This window comes from Dinoroseobacter sp. S124A, from assembly GCF_049801015.1.
GTDB lineage: Bacteria > Pseudomonadota > Alphaproteobacteria > Rhodobacterales > Rhodobacteraceae > Dinoroseobacter.
In genome coordinates, this window is sequence record NZ_JBNAGD010000003.1 from 467,723 (window position 1) to 492,638 (window position 24,916).

At 64.8% G+C, this 24,916-nt stretch carries 24 protein-coding genes; 16 read left to right on the forward strand and 8 right to left on the reverse strand.

Annotated features, from left to right (window positions below):
• Window positions 1-19: 19 nt before the first annotated feature.
• Window positions 20-1,423: a helix-turn-helix domain-containing protein gene (locus tag ACP15I_RS10110; protein ID WP_424974967.1), complete on the reverse strand. Its 1,404-nt coding sequence runs from the start codon at window positions 1,421-1,423 to the stop codon at window positions 20-22.
• Window positions 1,424-1,558: 135 nt separating this feature from the next.
• Between ACP15I_RS10110 and ACP15I_RS10115 the strand changes: the two genes are divergently transcribed.
• The 16 genes from ACP15I_RS10115 to ACP15I_RS10190 all read left to right on the forward strand — a co-directional run bounded on the left by ACP15I_RS10115 (window position 1,559) and on the right by ACP15I_RS10190 (window position 18,861).
• Window positions 1,559-2,761, forward strand: coding sequence for a pyridoxal-phosphate-dependent aminotransferase family protein (locus tag ACP15I_RS10115; RefSeq protein WP_424974968.1), 1,203 nt, complete (start codon window positions 1,559-1,561; stop codon window positions 2,759-2,761).
• 49 nt (window positions 2,762-2,810) lie between these two features.
• Complete coding sequence (locus tag ACP15I_RS10120; protein WP_424974969.1) at window positions 2,811-3,764, forward strand: HpcH/HpaI aldolase/citrate lyase family protein; 954 nt, start codon at window positions 2,811-2,813, stop codon at window positions 3,762-3,764.
• Between the two features lie 22 nt (window positions 3,765-3,786).
• Window positions 3,787-4,965: a malate--CoA ligase subunit beta gene (locus ACP15I_RS10125; protein ID WP_424974970.1), complete on the forward strand. Its 1,179-nt coding sequence runs from the start codon at window positions 3,787-3,789 to the stop codon at window positions 4,963-4,965.
• Window positions 4,966-4,974: 9 nt separating this feature from the next.
• A complete protein-coding gene (sucD, locus tag ACP15I_RS10130) occupies window positions 4,975-5,874 on the forward strand; it encodes a succinate--CoA ligase subunit alpha (RefSeq protein ID WP_424966491.1) in 900 nt (299 codons plus the stop codon).
• Window positions 5,875-5,881: 7 nt separating this feature from the next.
• Entirely contained in the window at window positions 5,882-6,766 is an 885-nt protein-coding gene (locus ACP15I_RS10135) for an FAS1-like dehydratase domain-containing protein (RefSeq protein WP_424974971.1), read from the forward strand.
• Window position 6,767: 1 nt separating this feature from the next.
• The gene (locus ACP15I_RS10140; RefSeq protein WP_424974973.1) at window positions 6,768-8,009 is read left to right on the forward strand and encodes a CoA transferase; all 1,242 of its coding nucleotides are present in this window, start codon (window positions 6,768-6,770) and stop codon (window positions 8,007-8,009) included.
• A 364-nt stretch (window positions 8,010-8,373) separates the two neighbouring features.
• Window positions 8,374-9,693 (forward strand): ABC transporter substrate-binding protein, encoded by a 1,320-nt coding sequence (locus ACP15I_RS10145; RefSeq protein WP_424974974.1) that lies wholly within the window; start codon window positions 8,374-8,376, stop codon window positions 9,691-9,693.
• 95 nt (window positions 9,694-9,788) lie between these two features.
• Window positions 9,789-10,736, forward strand: a complete 948-nt coding sequence (locus tag ACP15I_RS10150; protein WP_424966495.1) for a carbohydrate ABC transporter permease — start codon at window positions 9,789-9,791, stop codon at window positions 10,734-10,736.
• Entirely contained in the window at window positions 10,733-11,695 is a 963-nt protein-coding gene (locus ACP15I_RS10155) for a carbohydrate ABC transporter permease (RefSeq protein WP_424966496.1), read from the forward strand. Before ACP15I_RS10150 ends, ACP15I_RS10155 begins: the two co-directional genes overlap by 4 nt.
• The gene (locus ACP15I_RS10160) at window positions 11,692-11,880 is read left to right on the forward strand and encodes a hypothetical protein (RefSeq protein ID WP_424966497.1); all 189 of its coding nucleotides are present in this window, start codon (window positions 11,692-11,694) and stop codon (window positions 11,878-11,880) included. Before ACP15I_RS10155 ends, ACP15I_RS10160 begins: the two co-directional genes overlap by 4 nt.
• 2 nt (window positions 11,881-11,882) lie before the next feature.
• Window positions 11,883-12,977: an ABC transporter ATP-binding protein gene (locus ACP15I_RS10165; RefSeq protein WP_424974975.1), complete on the forward strand. Its 1,095-nt coding sequence runs from the start codon at window positions 11,883-11,885 to the stop codon at window positions 12,975-12,977.
• A complete protein-coding gene (locus ACP15I_RS10170; RefSeq protein ID WP_424974976.1) occupies window positions 12,970-13,962 on the forward strand; it encodes an ABC transporter ATP-binding protein in 993 nt (330 codons plus the stop codon). The genes ACP15I_RS10165 and ACP15I_RS10170 overlap by 8 nt, the downstream gene beginning before the upstream one ends.
• 12 nt (window positions 13,963-13,974) lie before the next feature.
• Window positions 13,975-15,594, forward strand: coding sequence for a dihydroxyacetone kinase subunit DhaK (locus ACP15I_RS10175; RefSeq protein ID WP_424974977.1), 1,620 nt, complete (start codon window positions 13,975-13,977; stop codon window positions 15,592-15,594).
• Window positions 15,595-15,643: 49 nt separating this feature from the next.
• On the forward strand, window positions 15,644-16,657 hold the full coding sequence (locus tag ACP15I_RS10180; protein ID WP_424966575.1) for a LacI family DNA-binding transcriptional regulator: 1,014 nt from the start codon (window positions 15,644-15,646) through the stop codon (window positions 16,655-16,657).
• Between the two features lie 21 nt (window positions 16,658-16,678).
• The gene (locus ACP15I_RS10185; protein ID WP_424974978.1) at window positions 16,679-17,737 is read left to right on the forward strand and encodes a sugar phosphate isomerase/epimerase family protein; all 1,059 of its coding nucleotides are present in this window, start codon (window positions 16,679-16,681) and stop codon (window positions 17,735-17,737) included.
• The gene (locus tag ACP15I_RS10190; RefSeq protein WP_424974979.1) at window positions 17,734-18,861 is read left to right on the forward strand and encodes a Gfo/Idh/MocA family protein; all 1,128 of its coding nucleotides are present in this window, start codon (window positions 17,734-17,736) and stop codon (window positions 18,859-18,861) included. The genes ACP15I_RS10185 and ACP15I_RS10190 overlap by 4 nt, the downstream gene beginning before the upstream one ends.
• Window positions 18,862-18,910: 49 nt before the next feature.
• On the opposite strand, the gene ACP15I_RS10195 is transcribed toward ACP15I_RS10190, so the two are convergent.
• The 7 genes from ACP15I_RS10195 to ACP15I_RS10225 are packed head-to-tail and all read right to left on the reverse strand — an operon-like array spanning window position 18,911 to window position 24,871.
• Complete coding sequence (locus ACP15I_RS10195) at window positions 18,911-19,723, reverse strand: Pnap_2097 family protein (RefSeq protein ID WP_424974980.1); 813 nt, start codon at window positions 19,721-19,723, stop codon at window positions 18,911-18,913.
• Window positions 19,720-20,976 (reverse strand): MSMEG_0569 family flavin-dependent oxidoreductase, encoded by a 1,257-nt coding sequence (locus ACP15I_RS10200; RefSeq protein ID WP_424974981.1) that lies wholly within the window; start codon window positions 20,974-20,976, stop codon window positions 19,720-19,722. Before ACP15I_RS10200 ends, ACP15I_RS10195 begins: the two co-directional genes overlap by 4 nt.
• 10 nt (window positions 20,977-20,986) lie before the next feature.
• The gene (locus ACP15I_RS10205; RefSeq protein ID WP_424974982.1) at window positions 20,987-21,265 is read right to left on the reverse strand and encodes an MSMEG_0570 family nitrogen starvation response protein; all 279 of its coding nucleotides are present in this window, start codon (window positions 21,263-21,265) and stop codon (window positions 20,987-20,989) included.
• Window positions 21,258-22,241, reverse strand: coding sequence for a sll0787 family AIR synthase-like protein (locus ACP15I_RS10210; protein WP_424974983.1), 984 nt, complete (start codon window positions 22,239-22,241; stop codon window positions 21,258-21,260). The genes ACP15I_RS10205 and ACP15I_RS10210 overlap by 8 nt, the downstream gene beginning before the upstream one ends.
• The gene (locus ACP15I_RS10215; RefSeq protein ID WP_424974984.1) at window positions 22,241-22,789 is read right to left on the reverse strand and encodes an MSMEG_0567/Sll0786 family nitrogen starvation N-acetyltransferase; all 549 of its coding nucleotides are present in this window, start codon (window positions 22,787-22,789) and stop codon (window positions 22,241-22,243) included. Before ACP15I_RS10215 ends, ACP15I_RS10210 begins: the two co-directional genes overlap by 1 nt.
• The gene (locus tag ACP15I_RS10220) at window positions 22,786-23,886 is read right to left on the reverse strand and encodes an MSMEG_0568 family radical SAM protein (protein WP_424974985.1); all 1,101 of its coding nucleotides are present in this window, start codon (window positions 23,884-23,886) and stop codon (window positions 22,786-22,788) included. Before ACP15I_RS10220 ends, ACP15I_RS10215 begins: the two co-directional genes overlap by 4 nt.
• Window positions 23,879-24,871 carry a Nit6803 family nitrilase gene (locus ACP15I_RS10225; protein WP_424974986.1) on the reverse strand — a complete coding sequence of 331 codons (993 nt, stop codon included), beginning with the start codon at window positions 24,869-24,871 and terminating at the stop codon, window positions 23,879-23,881. Before ACP15I_RS10225 ends, ACP15I_RS10220 begins: the two co-directional genes overlap by 8 nt.
• Window positions 24,872-24,916: the final 45 nt, after the last annotated feature.

The window sequence follows — 24,916 nt, forward strand, 5'->3', positions numbered from 1 at the left end:
CTAGCAGCCCAGCGACCGGTCAGGTCGCATAGCGCGTGGGGCCGCGGCGGCGGATGTCCACGGGCTCGTTCAGGATCATCGCGTTATGGGCGCGCTGGTCACAATTGGCGCGGGGGCAGATCCGGCAGTTGATCCCGACCTCTGTGATCTTCGGATTGCTCTGCTGGAATTCATCCGCATAGCCGATCACCTCCAGATGTTCGGTCCCGCAGCCCATGGCGATCGAGAGCCGCTTGTCCTGTGTATGCCGGGTAAAGCGCGGGCGGTTGACCGTGCGCGCGAAGACGAAGAAACGCCGGCCGTCGGGCATCTCGACAAATTGCGGAACGATGGCGCCGGGGGTCCGGAAGGAGGTGTGCACGTCCAGCCGCGGACAGGCCCCGCCATATTCGGCCAGATGGAAGCCGGTGGAATTGAACCGCTTCGTGACATTCCCGGCCTTGTCCACCCGCAGAAAGAAGAAGGGCACGCCCTTGGCGGTCTCGCGCTGCAGAGTGGTGGCCCGGTGGCAGGCCTGCTCGAAACTGACGCCGAAACGCAGGGACAGATGCGCAAAGTCATACTTGCTGCGCAGGGCCTCGGCGAGAAAGAGGTCATAGGGCATGAGCACGGCGGCGGCGAAGTAGTTCGCCAGCTCCACCCTGCAGCGGTTCAGGCCTGCCGGATCACTCAGGTTCACACGTTCGAGGATCGTGTCGATCAGGTCGCTATGCTCGATCAACGCGGTCATGTGAACGAGCTGAAAGGTGCGGTTGGGATGGTCGAGCCCTTCGGACAGGCGCAGCTCCTGCCGGACCTCGTCATACTCGCGCAGGGTGTCGGGCATCTCGGCGACCGGCACCAGCTCGGTCTTCACATCGAGCTTGTCACGTAGCCGCGCCTTGAGCGCGCTGTAGACGTCATCGCTGCGCACGGTCTTGCCGTCCCAGAAGGCCTCGGCGGCTTCCTCCAGCTCGGGGAAATGGTTTTTGTTGTTGCGAAAGAAGTCATGGACCACCGCTTCGGGCGAGGCGCGCAACAGGCCGAGATCGGATTCGCTCGCATTGGCCAGGTTGAGCAGCTGGTCGGTATTGGCAAGGTACGAGCGATGCAGCTGCAGGAAGCTCTGCGCCACATCCGGACAATGGGCCAGCAGCGCCCGCAGCTGGGGCAGGTCCGGGCGGTTGGCCTCGAACAGCGGGTCCTGAAACATGGTGCGCAGGTCGCCGAGCGTCGCGGTATCCGCCTCTTCGGCGATGTCGCGCCAGTCCACGCCATAGGCCTCGAAGAGCCTGAGCAACACCTGCACCGAGACGCTGCGCTCGTTCTTTTCCAGCATATTCACGTAGGAATTGCTGATCCCGAGCAGCTTGGCCATCTCTGCCTGGGTCTGCCCGGCCTCGTTTCTCAGGCGGCGCAGACGGGGTCCGATAAAGGTCTTCATCAGTTCTGTTAACATGAAGTTCACAGTTTCACAAATTATGAGTTTGTGAAGTTTCGCATTCACAGCAGGACCCGGTTGCCTTTGCAGCATCGCAATAGGCCGCGTTACGACCCTCTGCACAACGGAGGATTCACCATGCGAACTGGCCATACTCACCTCTTCATTCCCGGCCCCACCAATGTGCCCGAACCCGTGCGGCGGGCGATGAATGTCCCGATGCAGGACATGCGCGCGTCGGATTTCGGCGACCTGACCCTGAGCCTGTTCGAGGATATGAAACCGATCCTCGGCACCGAGACCGGCAAGGTCATGTTCTTTCCGGGCTCCGGTACCGGCGCATGGGAAGCGGCGATCACCAACACGCTCAACCCCGGCGACAAGGTGCTCATGGCGCGGCTCGGGCAGTTCTCGACGCTCTGGGTCGAGATGGCCCAGCGGCTCGGGCTGGATGTCGAGGTTGTCGATGTGCCCTGGGGCGCAGGCACGCCGGTCAAGGAGTTCTCGCGCCTGCTGGGTCAGGACCGCAAGGACGAGATCAAGGCGGTCTTCGTCACCCATAACGAGACGGCGACCGGCGTGGCCTCGGATGTGGCGGCTGTGCGCCGTGCGCTGGACGAAAACTTCCATGACGCACTGCTCTTTGTGGACGGGGTTTCTTCGGTGGGCTCGCTCGCCTTCGAGATGGACCGCTGGGAGGTCGACCTCGTGGTCACCGGCAGCCAGAAGGGTCTGATGCTGCCCGCCGGGCTCGGCATTCTGGGTGTCAGCGAAAAGGCGCTGGAGGCCTCCAAGAGCGCGACCATGCGCCGGGCCTATTTCGAGTTCACGGATATGCTGAACATGAATGCTGGCGGGTACTTTCCCTACACGCCGCCGACGCAGCTCTTTCACGGGTTGCGGCAATCCCTGAACCTGATCAACGAGGAGGGCCTCGATCAGGTCATCGCCCGCCATCACCGTCTGGCCGAGGGCGTGCGCCGGGGCATCGCGGCCTGGGGGCTGTGCCTCGTGGCCGAGCATCACAGCCTCTACTCCGACACGGTCTCGGCGATCCGGGTGCCTGCGGATGTGGATGCGCGCGACGTCCTGCGCATCGCCTATGAGGAGTTCAACGCCTCCTTCGGCAGTGGCCTTGGGCCGCTTGCGGGCAAGGTCTTTCGGATTGGCCATCTGGGCGATCTGAACGAGGGGATGTGCCTGACCGCGCTCTCGATTGCCGAGATGTCGCTCTACCGTGCGGGCGCTTCGATCCAGCTGGGCCATGGTGTCAGCGCCGCCCAGGCGTGGTTCGCCACCCAGGGTGAAGCGCGCCCGGCCCTGCGGGTGGCGGCGGAGTAACCGCCCCCCCCCTTCGTCCATTCCCTTTTTCCGACCCCGAGGATTTCCCATGTCACATACCTTGCACCTTTTGCGTCACCAGCGACTGCAACGTTCCGAGCTGGCCGTGCCCGCTTCGAACCCGGCGATGATCGACAAGGCCGCCGACAGTGCCGCAGATTTCGTCTTTCTCGATCTGGAGGATGCGGTTGCGCCGCCCGAGAAGCTGCAGGCCCGCAAGAACGCGATCCAGGCCCTGAACGACGTCGATTGGGCGGCCAAGGGCAAGACGGTCTCGGTGCGGATCAACGGGCTCGACACGCAGTATATGTACCGCGACGTGGTCGACATCATGGAACAGGCGGGCGACCGCGTGCACACGTTGCTCGTGCCCAAGGTCGGTGTGCCTGCGGATCTCTACATGGTGGATGCCATGGTCAATCAGGCCGAGCAGGCAGGCGGGCTGCAGACCCGGGTCGGGATCGAAGCTCTGATCGAAACCGCGCTGGGCATGGCAAATGTCGAGGCCATCGCGCAGTTCGGCTGCCGGCTTGAGGCGCTGCATTTCGGCGTGGCGGATTACGCCGCCAGCATGCGGGCGCGCACGGTGAATATCGGCGGGCTCAACCCGAACTACCCCGGCGATCAGTGGCACGCCTCGATCTCCCGCATGGTCATCGCCTGCCGGGCTTACGGTTTGCGCGCGATTGACGGTCCCTTCGGCGATTTCAGTGACCCGGATGGCTACATCGCCGGGGCGCAGCGCGCGGCAGCCCTTGGATGTGAGGGCAAATGGGCCATCCATCCGAGCCAGATCGACATGGCCAATGATGTCTTCAGCCCGCCGGAGGCCGAGGTCGCCAAGGCCGAACGGATCATCACCGAGCTGCGCACCGCCGAGGCCGAGGGCAAAGGCGCCGCGAGCCTCGATGGCAAGATGATCGACGCGGCCAGCGAGAAGATGGCCCGCAACCTGATCGACACGGCCAATGCCATCGCGGCCAAGGCCGTGGCCGCCGAATAAGCCGCAGCAGGGAGGAGAAACCATGGATATTCATGAGTATCAGGCCAAGGAGATCCTGTCGGATCTCGGTGTGCCCGTCCCGCGCGGCGGCATCGCGTTCACCCCCGAACAGGCGGCGTTTCGCTGTCGCGAGCTGGGCGGTGGTCGCTGCGTGGTCAAGGCGCAGGTCCATTCCGGTGGGCGCGGCGAGGCCGGGGGCGTCAAGCTCTGCGACAGCGAGGAGGAGGTGCGCCGCTTTGCGGGCGAGCTGCTGGGCACGAACCTTGTGACCAAGCAGACCGACGCGAATGGCAAGCGCATCGACCGGATCTGGGTCGAGGAGGCCTCGCAGATCGATCGCGAGCTTTATCTCGGCTTCGTCCTCGATCGCAAATCCGAGCGGATCATGATCGTGGCTTCGGGCCATGGTGGCATGGAGATCGAGGATCTCGCCGATGAGGATCCCGACAGCCTGATCCGCATGGTTCTGGACCCGGCGGTCGGTCTGGCGGAGTATCAGGCCCGCGAGCTGGCCTTCAAGCTGGGCCTCGCAGGGGCGCAGATCGCCGAGATGATCACCGTCCTCAAGGCCTGCTACCGGGCGTATCGCGACCTCGATGCGATGATGGTCGAGATCAATCCGCTGGTCGTGTGCAAGGATGCGTCGCTGGTCGCGCTCGACGCCAAGATGTCCTTTGACACCAACGCTCTGTTCCGGCGCGGGCAGGTCGCGAGCCTGCGCGACCCGGGCCAAGAGGATCCGCGCGAAAGCTTCGCCGCCGATCACGGGCTCGCCTATGTGGGCCTCGACGGGGATATCGGCTGCATCATCAACGGGGCCGGGCTCGCCATGGCCTCCATGGACATGATCCAGCTTGCCGGGGGGGAGCCTGCGAACTTTCTTGATATCGGCGGTGGTGCGAGCCCCGAGCGGGTCTGTCAGGCGTTCCGCACGGTCCTCTCGGATCCGAATGTCAGCGTGATCCTTGTGAACATCTTCGCCGGTATCAACCGTTGCGACTGGATCGCGAACGGGGTGATCCAGGCTTACAAGGATGTGGGCATCACGGTCCCGGTCGTGGTGCGTCTGTCGGGCACGAATGTGGAGGCCGGCCAGAAGCTGATCCGCGAGAGCGGTCTGCCGATCATCAGTGCCGACACCCTTGCCGAAGCCGCCGACGCCGCGGTCTCGGCCCGCCCCCATCCCATCGCTGCTGAATAGGAGGCCCCCATGGCTATCGTGATTGATGAGACCACCCGCGTCGTGGTGCAGGGCCTATCCGGACGGATCGGCCAGTTCCACGCGCAGGAGATGATCGAATACGGCACCAAGGTCGTTGCCGGGGTCACCCCGGGCAAAGGCGGCACCAGCGTGCTGAACCGGCCCGTGTTCAACACCGTCCGCGAGGCGGTGGAGGCGACCGGGGCCGAGGCGAGCCTGCTTTTCGTGCCGCCCCCCGCCGCCGCGGACGCGATGATGGAGGCCGCCGAGGCGGGCATCCGCACCGCCGTCTGTGTGACCGACGGGATCCCGGCGCAGGACATGATGCGGGTCAAACGCTTCCTCCGCCGCTTCCCGCGTGAGCGCAAGATGCGCCTTATCGGGCCGAACTGCGCGGGCATCATCAGCCCGGGCAAGGGCTTCATGGGGATCATGCCGCCGCATATCTACACCCCCGGGCGCGTGGGCATTGTCGGTCGCTCCGGCACGCTGGGCTACGAGGCCGCCTCGCAGATGCAGGGCATGGGGATCGGGATTTCCTCCTCCATCGGGATCGGTGGCGATCCGATCAATGGCTCGTCCTTCCGCGATATCCTCGAGCTCTTCGAGGCGGATCCGGACACCGACGCGGTGATCATGATCGGCGAGATTGGCGGCCCGCAAGAGGCCGAGGCCGCCGCCTATGTGCGCGATCACATGACCAAGCCGGTGGCCGCCTATATCGCCGGTCTGGCCGCGCCCAAAGGGCGGCAGATGGGCCATGCGGGGGCGATCATCTCGGCCTTCGGAGAGAGCGCGCAGGAAAAGGTCGCGCTGCTCAGTTCCTGCGGGATCGAGGTTGCGCCGAACCCCTCGGCCATGGGTGCCACCGTGGCGCGGATCCTGTCGCCCGACCGCTCGGCAGCGTGACAGCGCCATGGACGGATCCCAGACACACCTTGGCGCAGGGGCCGATCCGACCGTGGATCTGACGGATTGGGTGGGCCGCTCGGAAACCGTGACGGGCTGTGTGCCCCACGGCGTGGTCACGACCATCCATGCTACGCTTGCGCGCGCGGATCTGACCTGCCCGGGGCCGAGGGAGGTGTTGCCGCCGCTCTGGCACTGGTACGCCTTTCCGCCCGCGGTGGGCATGGCGGATCTCGCCGAAGACGGGCATCCCAAGCTCGGGGGCTTCCTGCCCCCGGTGCCCTATGAGCGGCGCATGTGGGCCAGCGGAGCGCTCAGCTTTCACGGCGATCTGCGCGTCGGCGAAGAGATCGAGAAGACCTCGACCATCACCCGCGTGGATGAAAAGCACGGCTCCACCGGGGGCATGGTCTTTGTCGAACTGGCCCATGAGCTGCGCGGCGCAGGCGGGCTCGCGATCCACGAGAGCCAGACCATCGTCTATTTGCCCATCGCGCCGCAGTTTACGCCGCCCCCGAAAAAGCCCGGCCTGACAGGGGAGCTTGTGATCGACACTTACCAGCCTGTCTCGACCGCGCTGCTCTTTCGGTACTCGGCGATCACCTTCAATGCGCACCGGATCCATTACGACCTGCCCTATGCGCAAGAGATCGAGCATTACCCCGGCCTCGTGGTCCACGGGCCCCTGCAGGCGAACCTGCTGATGGCCGAGGCCTGCGCCTGGCGGGGGCGGCGCCCGGATCGGTTCCGGTTCCGCGGGGTGCACCCGATGTTCCACGACAGTGACATGCGCCTCTGCGCGCAACAAAGCGGCGCAGGCTGCCTCGAGATGTGCACCACCGCCGATGGTGGCCACAGGGGCATGACCGCCACAGCCGAATGGGAGGAATGAGATGACCGGAATTCTGAACGGGATGCGCGTCGTGGAAAGCTCGGCCTTTGTGGCTGTCCCGCTCGCGGGGATGACGCTGGCGCAGATGGGCGCGGATGTGATCCGCTTTGACCGGCTCGAAGGCGGCCTTGATGCCGGGCGCTGGCCCTTGGCGCCTTCGGGGCAGAGCCTCTTTTGGGCCGGGCTGAACAAGGGCAAACGCTCCATCGCGGTGGATCTCAGCCGCCCCGAGGGGCGCGAGCTGGTCACCCGGACCATCGCCGCTCCGGGCGAGGATGCGGGCATTCTGCTCACCAATCTGCGGGTGCGCGGCTGGATGGATTACGAGACCCTGCGCCAGCAGCGCGAAGACCTGATCATGGTCACCCTGCTCGGCGATCGCCATGGCCGTCCGCAGGTGGATTACACGGTGAACCCCGCGCTCGGCATTCCCGACATCACCGGCCCCGAGGGCCATGATGCGCCGGTCGCCAATGCCTTGCCGGCATGGGATCTGATGGCGGGGCATATGTGCGTCTCATCGGTGCTGGCGGCCGAGCGCCACCGGCTCCGGCATGGGGCGGGGCAGGAGGTGGCGTTGACCCTCAAGGATGTGGCCGCCGCCACGCTTGGCCATCTCGGCATGATCGGCGACGCGGTGCTGAACGAGACCCAGCGGGGCAAATCGGGCAATGCGCTCTACGGCGCCTATGGGCAGGACTTCCTCTGCGCGGATGGCAAGCGCATCATGGTGATCGGTCTGACCGGGCGGCAATGGTCCGGGCTGGTCAAGGTCACGGGCACCGAGCACGAGATGGACGCGTTGGCGCGTCGCACGCGCCGCGATCTGTCGCACGAGGGCACCCGTTGGGAGTTGCGCGCGGAGATCACAGAGATCCTGCGCCCGTGGTTTGCGGCGCGCCCGGCGGATGTGATCGGCGAGATCTTCGAGGCGGCCAAGCTGACCTGGTCGCAATTCCGCACGGTGAAAGAGGCTGTGACCGAGGACCCGGATCTGAGCCCCGACAACCCGGTCTTCACCGAGCTTGCGCAGGCGGGGCTCGGGCAATTCCCGGTCCCGGGCCATGTGGCGGCCTTCTCGGAATACGCGCGCTCCGCACCGCAGCCGGCCCCCTTGCTGGGAGAGAACACCGAGGAGGTGCTGAGCTGCGTCACCGGCCTCGACGACACCGAGATCGCCCATCTCTACGATCAGGGAATTGTCGGGGGCGGGCGGTCTGCCAAGCTCTATACCGCCGCCTGACACCGCGTTCTTTCTGCCTGACCCCGGGCCTCGCCGCCTGCGCCGCTTCCTTCGGCGCGGGCGGCTTTTTTATGTCGGGCGGTGTGTGCGGGGCATCCGCTCAATGGGCTGAAACACCGGCGGCCGGGGGCGGAAAACGCTGTGCCGTGACCAAGAGAATCGCACCCGGTACTGCTGGCGAATCGCTGCGGCCTGGCGTTTTTCAGAAAGCCGAATTCTCGTAAGTTACTGAAAAATATGTAATTATCATATTTTAGAGGTACGCACCTCAAAAATATGTAGACCTGAGGTGCGTACCTCAGATAGCGTGACAGCATGCCGCGATTCGTCCTTGGGCTTGGTGGCAAAAAAACGGGAGGAATGAATGTCATATTCAAAACTGGCAACGGCCAGTGCCATTGCACTTGCGGCCACAGGGGTCGCGAACACGGCGCAAGCCGAGGATCTGACCCTGTGCTGGGCCGCGTGGGATCCGGCCAATGCCTTGGTCGAACTGTCCAAAGAATTCGAGGCCCAGTCGGGCCACAGCATGAACTTCGAGTTCATCCCATGGCCGAACTTTGCGGACCGGATGCTCAACGAGCTGAACTCCGGCGGCAAGCTCTGCGATCTGTTGATCGGGGACAGCCAGTGGATCGGCGGGGGTGCCGAGAACGGCCATTACGTCAAGCTGAACGACTTCTTCGATGCCGAGGGCATCTCGATGGACGACTTCGCACCGGCCACGGTCTATGCCTATTCCACATGGCCCAAGGGCACGCCGAACTATTACGCGCTGCCCGCGATGGGGGATGCGAATGGCTGGTTCTATCGCAAGGACTGGTTCGAGCGCGAGGACATCCAGGCCGCCTATAAGGAAGCCACGGGCGAGGACCTGCGGGAGCCGCAATCCCAGCGCGAGATGCTGCAGATTGCGCAGTTCTTCCAGGGGCGCGAGATCGACGGCAAGACCGTCTATGGCGCGGCGATCTTCACCGAGCGCGGCTCGGAAGGGATCACCATGGGGGTGACCTCGGCGCTCTATCCGTGGGGGTTCAAGTATGAAAACACCCCGGGATCTTACGACATGGAAGGCGCGGTGAACTCGCCGGAGGCCGTCGAAGCGCTGGAATTCTACAAGGAGTTCTATGCGACCGCGACCCCGCCGGGCTATACGAACTCCTATATGGGTGAGAGCCTCGATGCGTTCAAATCCGGTCAGGTCGCCATGGCCATGAACTGGTTCGCGTTCTTCCCGGGTCTTTATGCGGATCCGTCCACGGGCGGCGACAAGATCGACTTCTTCGTGAACCCGCCGCAGAACCAGGCAGGCTCGACGCTGGGCGGGCAGGGGATCTCGGTGGTCGCCTATTCTGACAAACAGGATGCCGCGCTTGAGTATATCAAGTGGTTCGCCGATCCCGGCGTGCAAGCCAAGTGGTGGGAGCTGGGCGGCTACTCGGCCCACAATTCCGTGCTGAACGATCCGGGCTTTGTCGACAGCCAGCCCTTTGCCGGGGACTTCCTCGAGGCGATGGGCGCTGTGCAGGACTTCTGGCAGGAGCCGGCCTATGCCGAGCTGTTGCTGGCGATGCAGAAGCGCGTCCATGACTACGTGGTCGCCGATCAGGGCAGCGCGAAAGAGGCGCTCGACAAGCTGATCGAGGACTGGACCGAGGTCTTCGAGGACGAAGGCAAGCTCTAACTCCCCGCCGGGTGCGCGATCCCGTCGCGCACCAGCACCCCCTCGCGCCGGGACCCCCGGTCCCGGCGTATCTTTCCAGGACACAGGCCAATCACATGTCTGACCGGACAATAGATCGCGTTGCGGCGGCAACGCCCACTCCAGTTGCGCGCAAAATCAAGGGTTTGTCGGACCGGGCCATCGCCTGGATCTTCGTGGCCCCGACGATTTTCCTCTTGCTGGCGATCAACATCTTCCCGCTGATCTGGACGATCCGGCTGAGCTTTACCAACTACAAGGCCAACCGCATCAACCGCGAGCCCGAGTTCATCGGGTTGCGCAATTACGAGCGGATCCTGACCGATAGCGACATCTGGCTGAACATGCAGGCCACGGCGCATTTCCTGTTCTGGACGATCTTCTTTCAGGTCCTGATCGGGTTCACGCTGGCCTGGCTGATCAACAAGAAGTTCAAGGGCAACGACCTGTGGACGACGATCATCGTGCTGCCGATGATGCTCTCCCCGGCGGTGGTCGGCAACTTCTGGAAGTTCCTCTATCAGCCGCAAATTGGCCTCTTCAATTACATCGTCAGCTTCTTCACCGGCAAGGATCCGTCGAGCTTCGAAATGCTGGGCAGCGTCAATCTCGCGCCCTGGTCGATCGTGATCGTGGACACGTGGATGTGGACGCCCTTTGTCATGCTGATCTGTCTCGCGGGGCTCCGCTCGATCCCCGACTATATCTACGAGGCGGCCGAGATCGACCGCGCCTCCAAGCTGCGGCAGTTCTTCACCATCACGATCCCCATGGTCCTGCCCTTCCTGATGCTGGCGGTGCTGTTTCGCGGGATCGAGAACTTCAAGATGTTCGATCTGGTGGTGCAGCTCACGGGGGGCGGGCCCGGCTCGGTCACCGAGCTCACCTCGATCAACCTCAAACGCGAAGCCTTTGAGAAATGGCGCACGGGCTATGCATCGGCCTATGCGATCATCCTCTTCGTGACCGTCTTCGGCCTCGCCAGCATCTACGTCAAAGCCCTGAACAAGGTAAAAGAGAGATGAGCGGGTATTCCATCACCGAACCCTCCAACCGGACCAAGTGGTTCGCAGGGACGCTGGTCATCCTCTATGCGCTGATCACGATGATCCCGCTGGTCTGGATCGGCTTTACCGGGTTCAAGAGCCCTGCGGACGCGATCAGCTATCCGCCGAAATACATCATCGGCAGCGAGAGCGAGGCCGGGTTCCAGCCCACGCTGGAAGGCTATGTGAACCTCTTCACCACCCGGACCCGCCAGACCCAGGAATTCCTCGAGGCGAACCCGCCCGAGAACTGGGCGGATGAGATCGTGCGCAAATACGACATGGTCATCGTCGGCCCGTCGAAGTTCGGCGAGCGCTTCATGAACTCGGTGATCATCGGGTTCGGCTCCACCTTCCTGAGCATCTTCCTTGGCACGCTGGCCGCTTATGCCTTCAGCCGGTTCAAGATCCCGCTGGCCGATGACCTGCTGTTCTTCATCCTCAGTACGCGGATGATGCCACCCATCGCGGTCGCGATCCCGATCTTCCTGATGTACCGCAACCTTGGGCTGTCGGACACGCATCTCGGGATGATCCTGCTCTACACGGCGGTGAACATCTCGCTCGCGGTCTGGCTGCTGAAGGGCTTCATCGACGAGATCCCGCGCGAGTATGAAGAAGCGGCCCTGATCGACGGCTACACACGGTTTCAGGCCTTCTACAAGGTGGTGCTGCCCCAGGCGGCGACGGGCATCGCCTCCACCGCGATCTTCTGCCTGATCTTTGCCTGGAACGAGTATGCCTTTGCGGTGCTTCTGACTTCGGCGACGGCGCAGACCGCACCGCCCTTCATCCCGACGATCATCGGCATTGGCGGTCTCGACTGGCCGGCTGTGGCGGCGGGGGCCACGATCTTCCTCCTGCCGGTCATGATCTTCACCATCCTGTTGCGCAAGCACCTGCTGCGCGGGATCACATTCGGAGCCGTCCGCAAATGAGCAAGTTCTTCAACGGCCTTCTCCGGCTGCGGCGCGGCCCGTGGGAGATGCTGGCCACCATCATCATCGCGCTCGGGGTGTTCATGCTGATGCAGCCCTTTGCGATCTGGGCCTTCACCTATTCCTTCATCACAACTTTGATCGGCACGGTGATGTTCATCATCGTCAGCCACTTCCCGGAGTAAGCATGGCGCAGATCGTCATCAAGAACCTCAAGAAGCAGTTCGGGGATTTCACCGCCGTCCGCGAGAGCTCGTTCACCATCGAGGATGGAGAGTTCTTCATGCTGCTCGGCCCCTCGGGCTGCGGCAAGACCACGACCCTGCGGATGATCGCAGGGCTGGAGCTGCCGACCTCGGGCGAGATCTTTCTCGACGGCGAAGAGATCGCGCAACGCGCCCCTTCGCAGCGTGACATCGCCTTCGTCTTCCAGATGTTCGCGCTCTACCCACATATGAATGTCTACAACAACCTCGCCTATCCCCTGAAAAGCCAGGGCATGCCCCGGGCGCAGATCCGGACCAAGATCGACGAGGTGGCGGGCATTCTCGGCATCACCGACATCCTCAAGAAGCCCGTCGGTGGCCTCTCGGGCGGGGATCGCCAGCGGGTCGCGCTGGGTCGCGCCATCGTGCGGGAACCCAAGGCGTTCATGATGGATGAGCCGCTCGGCGCGCTCGATGCCGAGTTCCGCGAGCATATGGCCGAGGAGCTCCGGGCGCTCCATGACCGGATGGGGGCGACCACGGTCTACGTGACCCATGACCAGCTCGAGGCGATGCAGATGGGCGACAAGATCGTTGTAATGAACAATGCCGTGGTCGAGCAGTTCGGCACCCCGCAAGAGATCTATGACAAGCCCGCCACCATGTTTGTCGCCGATTTCATCGGCTCGCCCTCGATGAACTTCCTGAAGTTCCACGGCAAGGTCGGGACCGGCGATGCGGAAGTCGCGATGCACGCCAACAGTTTCGCGGTGCCCCGGACCCGCGAGCCTTTCGAGGGGGATATGGCCTTTGGCGTGCGCCCCGAGCATATCCGGCTCGCCGATGATGCGCCCTTCCGGGCCGAAGTGCTGGCGAGCGAGTATCTCGGCACCACCCAGATCGTCACGCTGAACACGGCAGCGGGCGAGGTGAAGGCCCGGGTCGATGCCAAGCAGGTCGCCAAGACCGGCGAGACCGTGGGCCTCGCCTTCAATCCCGGCACGGTCACGCTTTTTGACCGGCAATCGGGCCGGGCTCTGAAATCGGAACTGAATGAGGGCGTGCTCCATGGCTGAGGTTTCGCTCAAGAACGTGTCCAAGGCCTTTGGCAAGACCCAGGCCGTCTCGGATATCTCCATGACCATCGAGGATGGGGCGTTCGTCGTGCTCCTCGGGCCCACGGGGGCGGGCAAGACGACGACCCTGCGCCTGATCTCGGGGCTGGAAAAGCTCGATGCGGGCAGCATCCATATCGGCGGGCGCGATGTCGGCGATGAGACCCCGGCGCAGCGCGACGTGGCGATGGTGTTTCAGCAATACTCGCTCTATCCGCATATGTCGGTGCGGGACAATCTGGCCTTCCCCCTGCGCTCGCCCATCCTCAAGACGCCTGAGGATGTGATCGCCCAGAAGGTCCAGAAGATCGCCGAAGTGCTGCAGATTCCGCATAAGCTCGACAACAAGGCGACGGAGCTCTCGGGCGGCGAGATGCAGCGCGTTTCGATCGGGCGGGCGCTGGTGCGCGATCCGGCGATCTACCTGATGGACGAGCCGCTCAGCTCGCTCGATGCCAAGCTGCGCGCGGATCTCCGGGTGGAGCTCAAGCGCATCCATGCGGATCTCGGCTCGACGCTTCTCTATGTCACCCATGACCAGATCGAGGCCATGACCATGGCCACCCATATCGGCGTGCTGGAGGAAGGGCGCCTCGTGCAATACGGCACGCCGAAAGAGATCTACGAGAACCCCAGCAGCATCTATGTCGCCAGCCGCCTTGGCCTGCCGCGGATCAACATCCTGCCCTCGTCGCTCTTTCCCGGCAGCCATAAGGGCCCGAGCATCGGGTTGCGCCCCGAGAATATCCGGCAGGGCGACGGGATTGCCGCGACCGTCCTGCGGTCCGAGCATCTGGGGGATCAGACCCGGCTCCATCTCGAGGTCGAGGGCCATGCGATCACCACGCTCACGGATCCGCATCAGGATTACGCAGCCCATGAAACGATAAAAATCAGCCCGCAAAATCCACTCTATTTCGACGCCTCTGGCGCGCGGGTCGTGTAAGGGAGGACCACCATGGCTCAATTCATCAATGCCAAAGAGGATCTGGTCACGGAGGCCCTGGACGGGGTGCTCGCCGCTGCGGGCGGGGCGCTGTCGCGGCTCGACGGGTATCCGCATATCAAGGTCGTGTTCCGCTCCGACTGGGACAAGTCCCGGGTCGCGCTGGTCTCGGGCGGGGGCTCGGGGCATGAACCCGCCCATGCGGGGTTCGTGGGCGAGGGGATGCTCACCGCGGCGGTCTGCGGCGAGGTTTTTGCCTCCCCCTCGGTGGAGGCCGTGCTGGCCGGCATTCTGGCCGTGACCGGCGAGGCCGGGTGTCTCCTGATCGTCAAGAACTACACCGGCGACCGGCTGAATTTCGGGCTCGCCGCCGAGCGGGCCCGGGCGCTGGGCCGCAAGGTCGAGATGGTCGTGGTGGATGACGACATCGCCCTGCCGGACCTGCCGCAGCCACGCGGCGTGGCAGGCACGCTGTTTGTGCACAAGATCGCCGGGGCCATGGCCGAGCAGGGCGCGGATCTCGACACGGTCACGGCGGCAGCAAAGGCCGTGATCGGCAAGGTCGCCTCGATCGGGATGAGCCTTGATACCTGCACCATTCCCGGTTCCAGCAAGGAGAACCGGATCGGGGCGGGCAAGGCCGAGCTGGGGCTCGGCATCCATGGTGAGCCGGGGGTGGAGCAGGTCGATTTCTCCACCGCCATGAGCGCCATGGGCACCGTGGTCGACAAGCTGCGCGGCCATGCCGAGGGGCAGGCCGTGGCCATCGTGAACAATCTCGGCTCGACCACACCGCTCGAGATGTCGGTACTGACCCATGCCCTGACCGAGGCCGGGCTGGTAGACCACCTGATCGGGCCCGCGCCGCTGATGACCTCGCTGGACATGCATGGCTTCTCGGTCTCGATCATGGCGGTGACCCCGGCGGAACTGGCCGCGCTCGGCGCGCCGGTACCCATGCCCGCCTGGCCCGGCATGGCACAGGTGGTGACGCCGCCGGTCGTGCCGCTGCCCGATGGGCTCACCCCGATCGAGCCGATCCCCTCGCAGAACCCCAAGACCCGTGAGATCATCCAGAAGGTCACCGACCTGCTGATCGCGTCCGAAACCAAGTTGAACACGCTCGACGCCAAGTCCGGCGATGGGGACACCGGCAGCACCCTGGCCACGGCGGCGCGGGCGCTTCAATCGAGCCTCGACCGGATGCCGCTTGCGGATCTGACGCAGCTTTTCCCGGCCCTGGGCAATGAGCTGAGCCAGACCATGGGCGGATCGTCCGGCGTGATCCTCGCGATCTATTTCAACGCCGCGGGCGATGCCTGCGCCAATGGTGCGACCGTGCAAAAAGCGCTGGTCGATGGTCTGACCCGTGTCAGCCAGGTGGGCGGGGCCTCGGTCGGGGACCGAACCATGATCGACGCGCTCGCCCCGGCGCTGGACGCGCTGCCAAGCGGGATCTCGGCCGCCGCTGCAGCCGCCCGCACCGGCGCCGACAGCACCGCCGCCATCCACCGGGCCAAGGCCGGGCGGGCGGCCTATGTGCCCGAGGAAAACCTCCGGGGCCACAATGATCCGGGCGCAGAAGCCGTGGCGCTTCTGTTCGATGCGCTCGCCAGAGAAATGGTGACCTAAACTGAGCAAGCCGCGCCTCACAATCGTCGCAAAACCAACGGTCAATGACATTGCCCGGGTGGCTGGCGTGAGCCTTGCGACCGTGGACCGGGTGCTCAACGAGCGCCCGGGCGTTCGCTCCGTGACGATCAAGAAGGTGCAGGCGGCCATCGACAAGCTCGGCTATGTGCGCGACACGGCGGCGGCCAATCTCGCGCGGCAGAAGACCTACCGCTTTGCCTTCGTGCTGCCGGACTGGAAGGGGCAGTTCCTCGCCAGTCTCGAGCGCGGGATCGCCGAAACGGTGGTGAACGCGCGCCATGACCGCACCGAGCTGCGCACGATCCGGGTGCCGAACCACGACCATACTCAGCTTGCCAAGACCCTGTCTGAGCTGAGCCCGGACGAGATCGACGGGCTCGCCATCATGGCCAAGGAGACCCCGCTGGTGCGCGATGCCATCGCCGATCTGCGCAAACGCGGGATCCCGGTCGTGTCGCTGGTTTCGGACCAGCCGAACTCGGATCGGGACCATTTCGTCGGCATCGACAACGTGGCGGCGGGCCGGACGGCGGGCACGCTGCTGGGTCGGTTCACCGGCGGGCGGCAGGGCAAGGTGGTGGTGGTCATCACCAACAAGCAATCGCGCGACATGATCGAGCGGCGCCATGGCTTTGACCAGATCGTCAGCGCCGAGTTTCCCCATCTGGAGCCCTTGCCCAGCGTCGAAGGGCAGGAGGATCCGGCCCATACCGAAAAGGTCACGCTGCGCGCGTTGGAGCAGAACCCGGATGTGATCGGCGTCTATTCCGTGGGGGCCAGCGTGCAGGGGATCGCCCGCGCCATCACGGCGGCGGGCCTGCCCGTGCGTCCGGTACTGATCGATCACGAGCTGACCGAGAATTCCGCCAGCCTGCTGCGCGCGGGTGTGGTGGATGCGGTCATCACCCAGAATACCGGGCATCTCGCCCGCAGCGCCCTGCGCGTGCTGCGCGCCAAATGCGACAAGACCCCGGTGATCAAATCGCAGGAGACAATCCGGATCGACATCGTGATCCGCGAGAATCTGCCATCGATGGAATAAGCATTTTAGGGAGGAATGCGGATGAAAACGATCAAGGGACCGGCGCTGTTTCTGGCGCAGTTCGCGGGGGATGAGGCACCCTTCAACTCGTGGGACGCGATCACGAAATGGGCGGCGGATTGCGGCTATGTCGGGGTGCAGGTGCCCAGTTGGGATGGCCGCCTGATCGATCTGGCCACCGCCGCCGAGAGCAAGGATTACTGCGACGAGTTCAAGGGTGTGGCGGCGGCCAATGGCGTCGCGGTGACCGAGCTCTCGACCCATCTGCAGGGGCAGCTGGTCGCCGTGCATCCTGCCTATGACACGGCCTTTGACGGGTTCGCCGCCGAAGAGGTACGCGGCAATCCCGCAGCGCGGCAGGCCTGGGCGGTTGATCAGGTGAAAAAGGCGCTCTCAGCCTCCCGCAATCTCGGCATCGGGGCGCATGCGACCTTTTCCGGCGCTCTGGCATGGCCCTATGTCTATCCATGGCCGCAGCGCCCCGCAGGGCTGATCGAGACGGCCTTTGACGAGCTTGCCGCGCGCTGGAGTCCGATCCTCGATCACGCCGAGGACTGCGGGGTGGATGTCTGCTACGAAATCCATCCGGGCGAGGACCTCCATGACGGGGTGACATACGAGATGTTCCTCGAGCGAGTGGATAACCACGCGCGGGCCTGCATGCTCTATGATCCGTCCCACTACGTGCTGCAATGCCTCGACTATCTCGACAATATCGACATCTACAAGGACCGGATCCGGATGTTCCACGTCAAGGATGCGGAGTTCAATCCGACCGGGCGGCAGGGGGTCTATTCCGGCTATCAGAGCTGGGTCGACCGGGCCGGGCGGTTTCGTTCGCTCGGCGACGGGCAGGTGGATTTCGGCGCGATCTTCTCGAAGCTCACGGCAAATGGGTTTGACGGCTGGGCCGTGGTCGAGTGGGAATGCGCGATCAAGCATCCCGAGGATGGCGCGCGCGAGGGCGCGGCCTTTGTCCGCGATCATATCATTCGCCCGACCGAGGTGGCCTTTGACGATTTCGCCGATGGCGGCACGGATGAGGCGGCCAACCGCAAGATGCTGGGGATCGACGGATGACGGATCGTATTCGGCTGGGCATGGTGGGCGGCGGCAATGACGCCTTTATCGGGGCCGTCCATCGCATCGCCTCGCGCATTGATGACCAGTATGAGCTGGTTGCGGGGGCGCTGTCCTCGACACCGGAAAAGTCCCGCGAAAGCGGCGCGGCGCTCGGACTGACGCGGGTCTATGACGACTTCAAGCAGATGGCGATCCGCGAGGCCCGGCGCAAGGACGGGATCGAGGCGGTCTCGATCGTCACCCCGAACCATGTCCACTACGCAGCGGCCCGCGAATTCCTCAAGCGGGGGATCCATGTCATCTGCGACAAGCCCCTGACCTCGACGCTGGCCGATGCCAAGAAGCTGGTGAAAGCGGCCGAGGCCTCTGACGCGCTCTTTGTGCTGACCCACAATTACACCGGTTACCCGATGGTGCGGCAGGCCCGCGCCATGGTCGCTGCCGGCGAGATCGGGGCGGTGCGCGTGGTGCAGGTGGAGTATCCGCAGGACTGGCTGACCATCGAGCAAGACTTCAAACAGGCCGAGTGGCGTACCGATCCTGCGCGCTCGGGTGCCGGAGGCTCCACGGGGGATATTGGCACCCATGCCTATAACCTCGCCTGTTTCATCTCGGGGCTTGAGGCGAGCGAGCTTGCCGCCGATCTCGACGCCTTTGTTCCGGGGCGGCGGGTGGATGACAACGCCCATGTGATGCTGCGGTTCAAGGGCGGGGCAAAGGGGATGCTCTGGTCCAGTCAGGTCGCGCCGGGGAACGAGAACGCTCTTCGGATCCGGATCTATGGCGAGACAGGCGGGCTCGAATGGGCGCAGGAGGATCCGAATTACCTCTGGCACTCGCCCTTTGGCGAGCCCAAGCGTCTGATCACCCGCAATGGGGCCGGCGCGGGCGATGCCGCTGCCCGGGTCAGCCGCATCCCGCCAGGCCATCCCGAAGGGTACCTGGAGGGGTTTGCGACGATCTATTCCGAGGCCGCGCAGGCCATTCGCGCCCATCGCAAGGGCGAGGCGGCCCCGGCGGATGTGGTCTATCCGACCGTGTCCGACGGGCTGAAAGGCGTGCAATTCGTGGATGCCTGCGTGCGCAGCTCGCAACGCAATGCGACTTGGGTCACGCTCTGATCTTGCACCCGATCCGCGTCTGCCCGGGATCGGGCGGACGCTGCTTTGTCTAGAACCTTTCGCAGAGACTTTGCGCCATTTTCTGCGCGGGGTGCTCCCCTGAGCCCTGCCGCCAAAGGGCCAGATGCCCGGGACCATCCGGCATTTGCGCGGCATGGACCGTCTCGCCGGTCTCGATATTAGTGAAATAGGTGACGCAGCGCCGTCGCACCGGACGCCAGTCGGCGCGCGGGTCGAGACGCTGCGCGGCCTGTTCGAAGAGGCGCGTGTAGCTCGGAAAATAGAGCAGCCCCACCGCGTTGAAATCGCTGCCCGTGCAGGGGTGCAGCTCCAGCTTCGGCGAGCCAATGCGCGGGTCGGTCCGCTGGGCCTTGGCGAGCGCGCTCGAACGCTCTGCGAAGCCGTCCGGGGCTTGCGGCAGGACCGGCAGAAGGTAGGGGTTCGCCCGGCACACGCTGGCATTCACACCCTGCTCGAGATGGGTCACGAAGGTCGAGATCAGGCGCATCCGCGCGACCTCCTGCCCGCCGATGACGAGCCTGTGGACCGATTGCAGGCGGCTCCTGGCGACCGCCCACAACTCGGAACACAGGGTCGTCTCGGATCCGAGCGCTGCCGCCTCCGGATCCAGTTGCTCGAACTCCGTCGCGCAGAAGGCGGCGTAGATCTGACGCCCTGCCGCATCCCGAAACACGGTGCTGTGCTGGCCGACGGCATCGGCAATCAGCTGCCAGTGCACATCGCCCAGATGGCGCAGCCACCAGTCCTCTGCGAGACCGCGATAGGCCAGCTGTGCCATGCCGAGGGTCAGGCGCGTCTCGCGCCGGACCGGGCCGGGATGCAGGGACGGCGCCGCGGTCATGACGCGGCCTGAAGCGCCCGTTTGGATTTCGCGAAGATGGCATCGGCAAGATAGCCCGCATCCTCGTCAATCCCGAGAAACCGCCCGGAACCCCAGGTGTTCAGCCAGCCCAGACCGATGAAATAGAAGCCGTCCTGCTTGCAGATCCCGCGATCGAATTGCGGGCGGCCCTGGGCGTCGAAGACATTCACATCGATCCAGCTGTAATCCGGGCGGAAGCCGATCGCCCAAAGGATCGAGGTGATCCCCTCGGCGGCGCAATCGATCTCGGTGATCTCCCGCTCCGGCCGCCACAGCTTGGCAAAGGGCGGCTCCTCGGGGGCGTCGATCCCGGTCTCGGCGATATAGGCGTCGATGGCCGTGCGAATGCCGAGATAGCTGCTATCAGCATCGTCGAGATTGGTCTCGAGATCCGGCAGGAACGAGATCTTGGTGCCCTCCATCCCGCTGACCGAACCATAGAGCGACACGCCTTCGGTGGCGAATTTGCGCAGGTCGATCTCATGCCCACCATCGCGGCCGGTCATGTAGTGGTTGGTCTTGGTCAGGGCGTGATGGGGGTCCGGGTGCCGGGCGATGGTGATGTCGTAATGGCCCATATCATAGAGCCAGTCCGTGGCATCCCGCCCGCGATACTTGCGCGGCGAGCGCGGGGCCGGGCCCACGGCGAGATGCACGTCCCGGCCTTCGAGGTGCATATCCTCCATGAGCTGCACGCCGGACTGCCCCGTCCCGACGATCAGTGTGGCGCCTTCGGGCATCTGATCCGGGCGGCGATAATCGACGGAATGGATCTGCCGGATCGCCGGGTCGAGCTGATCCGCATAGGGCGGCACGATCGGATTGTCATAGCCGCCCGTGGCGATCACCACCTGATCCGTCGCGTAATGGCCCTGGCTGGTGTCGACCAGATACCCGCCGCCGGGCCGCTCGGCGATCCGGGTGACCGTGCAATGCTCCATGATGGGCGGCGCGAATGTCTCGGCGAAGGCGTCGAGATAGTCGGTGATTTCCTCCTTGACCATGAACCCGTCCGGATCATCGCCCGCATAGGGGAAGCCGGGCAGACGGCATTGCCAGTTCGGGGTCACCAGACAGAAGCTGTCCCAGCGGTTCACGCGCCAGGAATGGAACTTCTCGTGCCGCTCCAGAACCACATGGTCGAGCCCTTTCTGGGCGAGGTAATAGCTGACGGAGAGGCCGGCCTGACCGCCGCCGACGATGACAACAGGGATATGTTCGCGATGAGCCATGGATGGGTCCTTATGAGATCGTGAGGCAGACAACATCTGCCGGCGGTGAGAAGCTGCGCAGGGTCTGCTCGATCTGGGCGAGCTGGGCATCGGCGCTGGTGCAGCGGAAGCCGTATTTCGCCTCGACCCGCAGGCTGGCCTGTTCGAGGGCGGTTCGGCAGCGCGCGGTGAACTCTTCGAGCGGATAGGCCGTGCCCGCGCTCAGGTGGTCGCGGATCACGGTCGAGGGGGAATAGAGCTCTTCGGTCCGGCCATCGGGCCATCGCACGGTGAAGCGGGTTTCAGGCATGGCGAGGCTCCGGCGATGTCAGGTTGAGATAGGGGGTGCGGGCATAGTCCCAGAACGGGGCAGAGCCTTCGCGGCTGGTCAGGTGCACGGTCGTACCCTCGGTGACATCGCCGCAGGGGGTGGCCGAGATGCCGTGGCGGTGAAAGGCGGCGCAGACCGCGTCCGCATCCCTCGCCTGTGCGGTCAGCAGAAAGCCGAAGCTCGGAAAGCTGCGCAGCCAGCGGCCCATGTCGACGCCCTCCGGGCGGGGCAGGGCCTCCAGCTGGATGTCGATCCCGACGCCGGAGGCCTCCGCCAGCATGAGGGCGGTGCCCGCGATGCCGCCCTGGCTGATATCCTTGCCACTGGTGACCAGCCCGGCTTCGGCGACCTCCGGCAGGATCGAGAGCGCAGCGCGCAAGGCGGCGGGCGGCGTGGTGAGCGCGGCGTTCCAGTTGTCGAACGGCTCGCGATAGCTGCCGCGCAGATCCGTGGCACAGATCAGCACATCGCCCGGGCGCGCGGTGAAGCTAGAGATCACCTTGCGGGCATGCCCCAGGATCGAAACCGAAAGCTGGAGCGCCTCGGTCCGCAGATTGGTATGCCCGCCGACAATGGGCACGCCATAGGCCTGCGCGGCGGCTTTCATCCCGGCCAGCACGGGCTGGGCCTGTTCGGCGCTGGGCGCCCAGATCGCGTTGGTCACCGCCCGGGGGCGGCCGCCCATGGACAGGATGTCCGAGATGTTCACCATCACCCCGCACCAGCCCGCGAACCACGGATCGGCCTCTACGAAGGCGTTTATGAACCCTTCGCAGGCAAAGAGGTCATGGCCCTCCTGCCCTGGCAGCACGGCGCAATCATCACCGGGCTGACCCGTGCTCTGCGCCGTCAGGCCCAGGGTGCCCGTGCTCTGGGCGATGTCGAGCTTGCTGCGGATCGAGGGGTGGTCGCGCAGGTCCCGCACGATCTGACGCAGGGGGAGATGGGGTTTCATCACCTGCGCCTCCGCTTGGGCGACAGGGTTTTCCAGCCGATGAACGGGTCCGGGATGGGCGGATAGGCGGCAGGGTCTGCCTGCATCTCCATATGGGGGACGCCATGCACCTCGATCTCGCGCAGCGGGGTCCAGTGGAGACGTTTGAACAGGTTCACATTCTGCATCTGGACCTGCGCGAGGAACCGGTCGCAGCCCCGGCCATGGGCGGTGCAGACTGCGAGCCGGATCAGCTCGGCCCCGAGACGGCCCATGCGGCGGTGGCTCTCGGCCACGGCCAGTCGCGACCCGCGCCAGACGCGCGGGCTCTCTTCATGGATGCGCACGGTGCCCACCACCTGATCGGCCTCCGAGGCCAGCGTGCTGATCGCGGCCAGGGGCGTGGCGATGGCATCGATCGCATCCCGGTCATCGGTGGCGAAGATCTGTTGTTCCTCGACAAAGACCCGGTGGCGCAGCTCGCGCACCCCGGCCAGCTCCCAGGGTTGGGCGGCGGCGCGGATGATGAAGTCCGGCGACAGAAAGGCGCGGGCGTTCTGGAAACTCATGACACCCTCAGCTTTTCGTAGACCGACAGGGCCGAACAGGCGCCGCATTTGGCGCAACCCGCCTTGGCGCTTTCGGCACTCATCCCTGCGCGCAGGATCATCCCCGACAGGGGCCTCAGGATCTGTGCCATGAAGTCCGAGCTGGGGGCCGGATGGCTTTCCAGCGGCGTGCCCGAGACCGGCACGAAGGGCACCACAAAGGGATAGACCCCGATCTTGCAGAGCTCCTCAGAGGTGGCGAGGATCGCCTCCGGTGTGTCGCCGAGCCCGGCGAGGATATAGGTCGAGACCTGCCCCCGGCCAAAGACAGCCACGGCGGCGCGGAAGCTGCTGAAATACTTCTCGAGGCTGACCTGCGCCTTGCCGGGCATGATCCGCGCGCGGACCTCGGGCGTCACCGCCTCCAGATGCATGCCGAGCGCGTCGACCCCGGCCTCGGCCATGCGCTCATGCCAGATGTCATCCTCGGGCGGCTCGCACTGAGCCTGGATGGGCAGGTCGACGGCGGCCTTGATCGCGGCGGCGCTGTCGGTCATCACCGCGGCCCCCCGGTCCTTGCCCGCGGGGGTGCCGGTGGTCATTACCATATGCTTGACGCCGTCGAGCTCCACCGCGGCCTTGGCGACCTCGGCCAGTTGTTGCGGGGTCTTATGGGCGATAGTGCGCCCGGCGGCGAGCGATTGCCCGATGGAGCAGAACTTGCAGGTCTTCTTGCGGCTCTCATACCGGATGCAGGTCTGCAGAACGGTGGTGGCCAGCACGTCTTTGGAATGCAGTGTCGCGATCTTGCTGTACTCAATCCCGTCTGCCGTCTTGAGATCGTAGAACCGCGGGCGGGTCGGGAACCGCACCTTGCCGAGGGGGACGCCGGATTTCGTAACCTCGGCCAGCCCATCCGCGCCCGGAGCCTGTACCAGATAGGGACTGTCAAAGGCGGGGGCCGTATGGACCGGCACCATGACGGTACTGCCGCCCAAGGTCACGGCCTTGTGGTCGGTCGGACCCGCACCGCCACGGCGGCTCTCCATCCCGGCGGTGGGATCGACCAGCCGCATGCCCCGGGTCTGCAATTCGTTGATCAGGTCGGCTTCAGACATCTTCGACCTCCGTCTCGGACTGGGGCACGAGACCCTGGGGCGTCTCGATCCGGTGGACCGGCTGGGCAGGGCGCGCATCATGCACCAGATGCAGAAGCTCGGGCCGCGCATAGTGGCCGACACTGTCCATCATCCGCTTGCGCTTGGTCACAAGGCGCATGTCGAGATCGGCGATCAGAATGCCCTCACCCTCGGTCAGGGGCGGAACCACATGGCGGCCTTCGGGCGAGATGATGCAGGTCATGCAGCCATCGCGCAGACCTTTCTGAAGCTTGGGGTCGGGCGAGATGCTGGCAATCTGCTCTTCGGTCAGCCAGCCGGTGGCGTTGACCACGAAGGCGCCTGCTTCCAGCGCGTGGTGGCGCATGGTCACCTCGATCTGCTCGCCAAAGATCGGTCCCACAAGGCTACCGGGGAAGTGCCCCACATGGATCTCTTCGTGCTGGGCCATCAGGGCATAGCGCGCGAGCGGGTTGTAATGCTCCCAGCAGGCCAGCGCGCCGATCCGGCCCAGCTTGGTCTCCACGACCTTGAGGCCGGCGCCATCCCCTTGGCCCCAGATCATGCGCTCATGATAAGTCGGGGTGATCTTGCGCCGCTTCAGCACCAGCGATCCATCGGCATCAAAGATCAGCTGCGTGTTGAACAGCGAGCCGTTGTCGCGCTCATTCACGCCCAGCACGATCACGACGCCCCGTTTCAGCGCCGCATCGGCCACCGCTTGGGTTTCCGGCGAGGGGACGACAACCGCCTCTTCATAGAGACGCAGATGCTCGGCCCCTTGCAGCATGGGCGGCTGGACAAAGGAAAAATAAGGATAGTAGGGCACGAAGGTCTCGGGAAAGACGATCAGCTCGGCGCCCTTCTCGGCGGCTTTGGCGATGGCGTTGAGAACCCGTTCGATCGTGCCCGCACGGCTTGTCAGATCCGGGGCGATTTGCACGGCGGCGGCACGCACCATCCGGCTGGGGTCGGCATCAGGCATGAAGGCATCCTTTCAGGCGCGAGAGGCGACGCCGTTGCCGCCCGG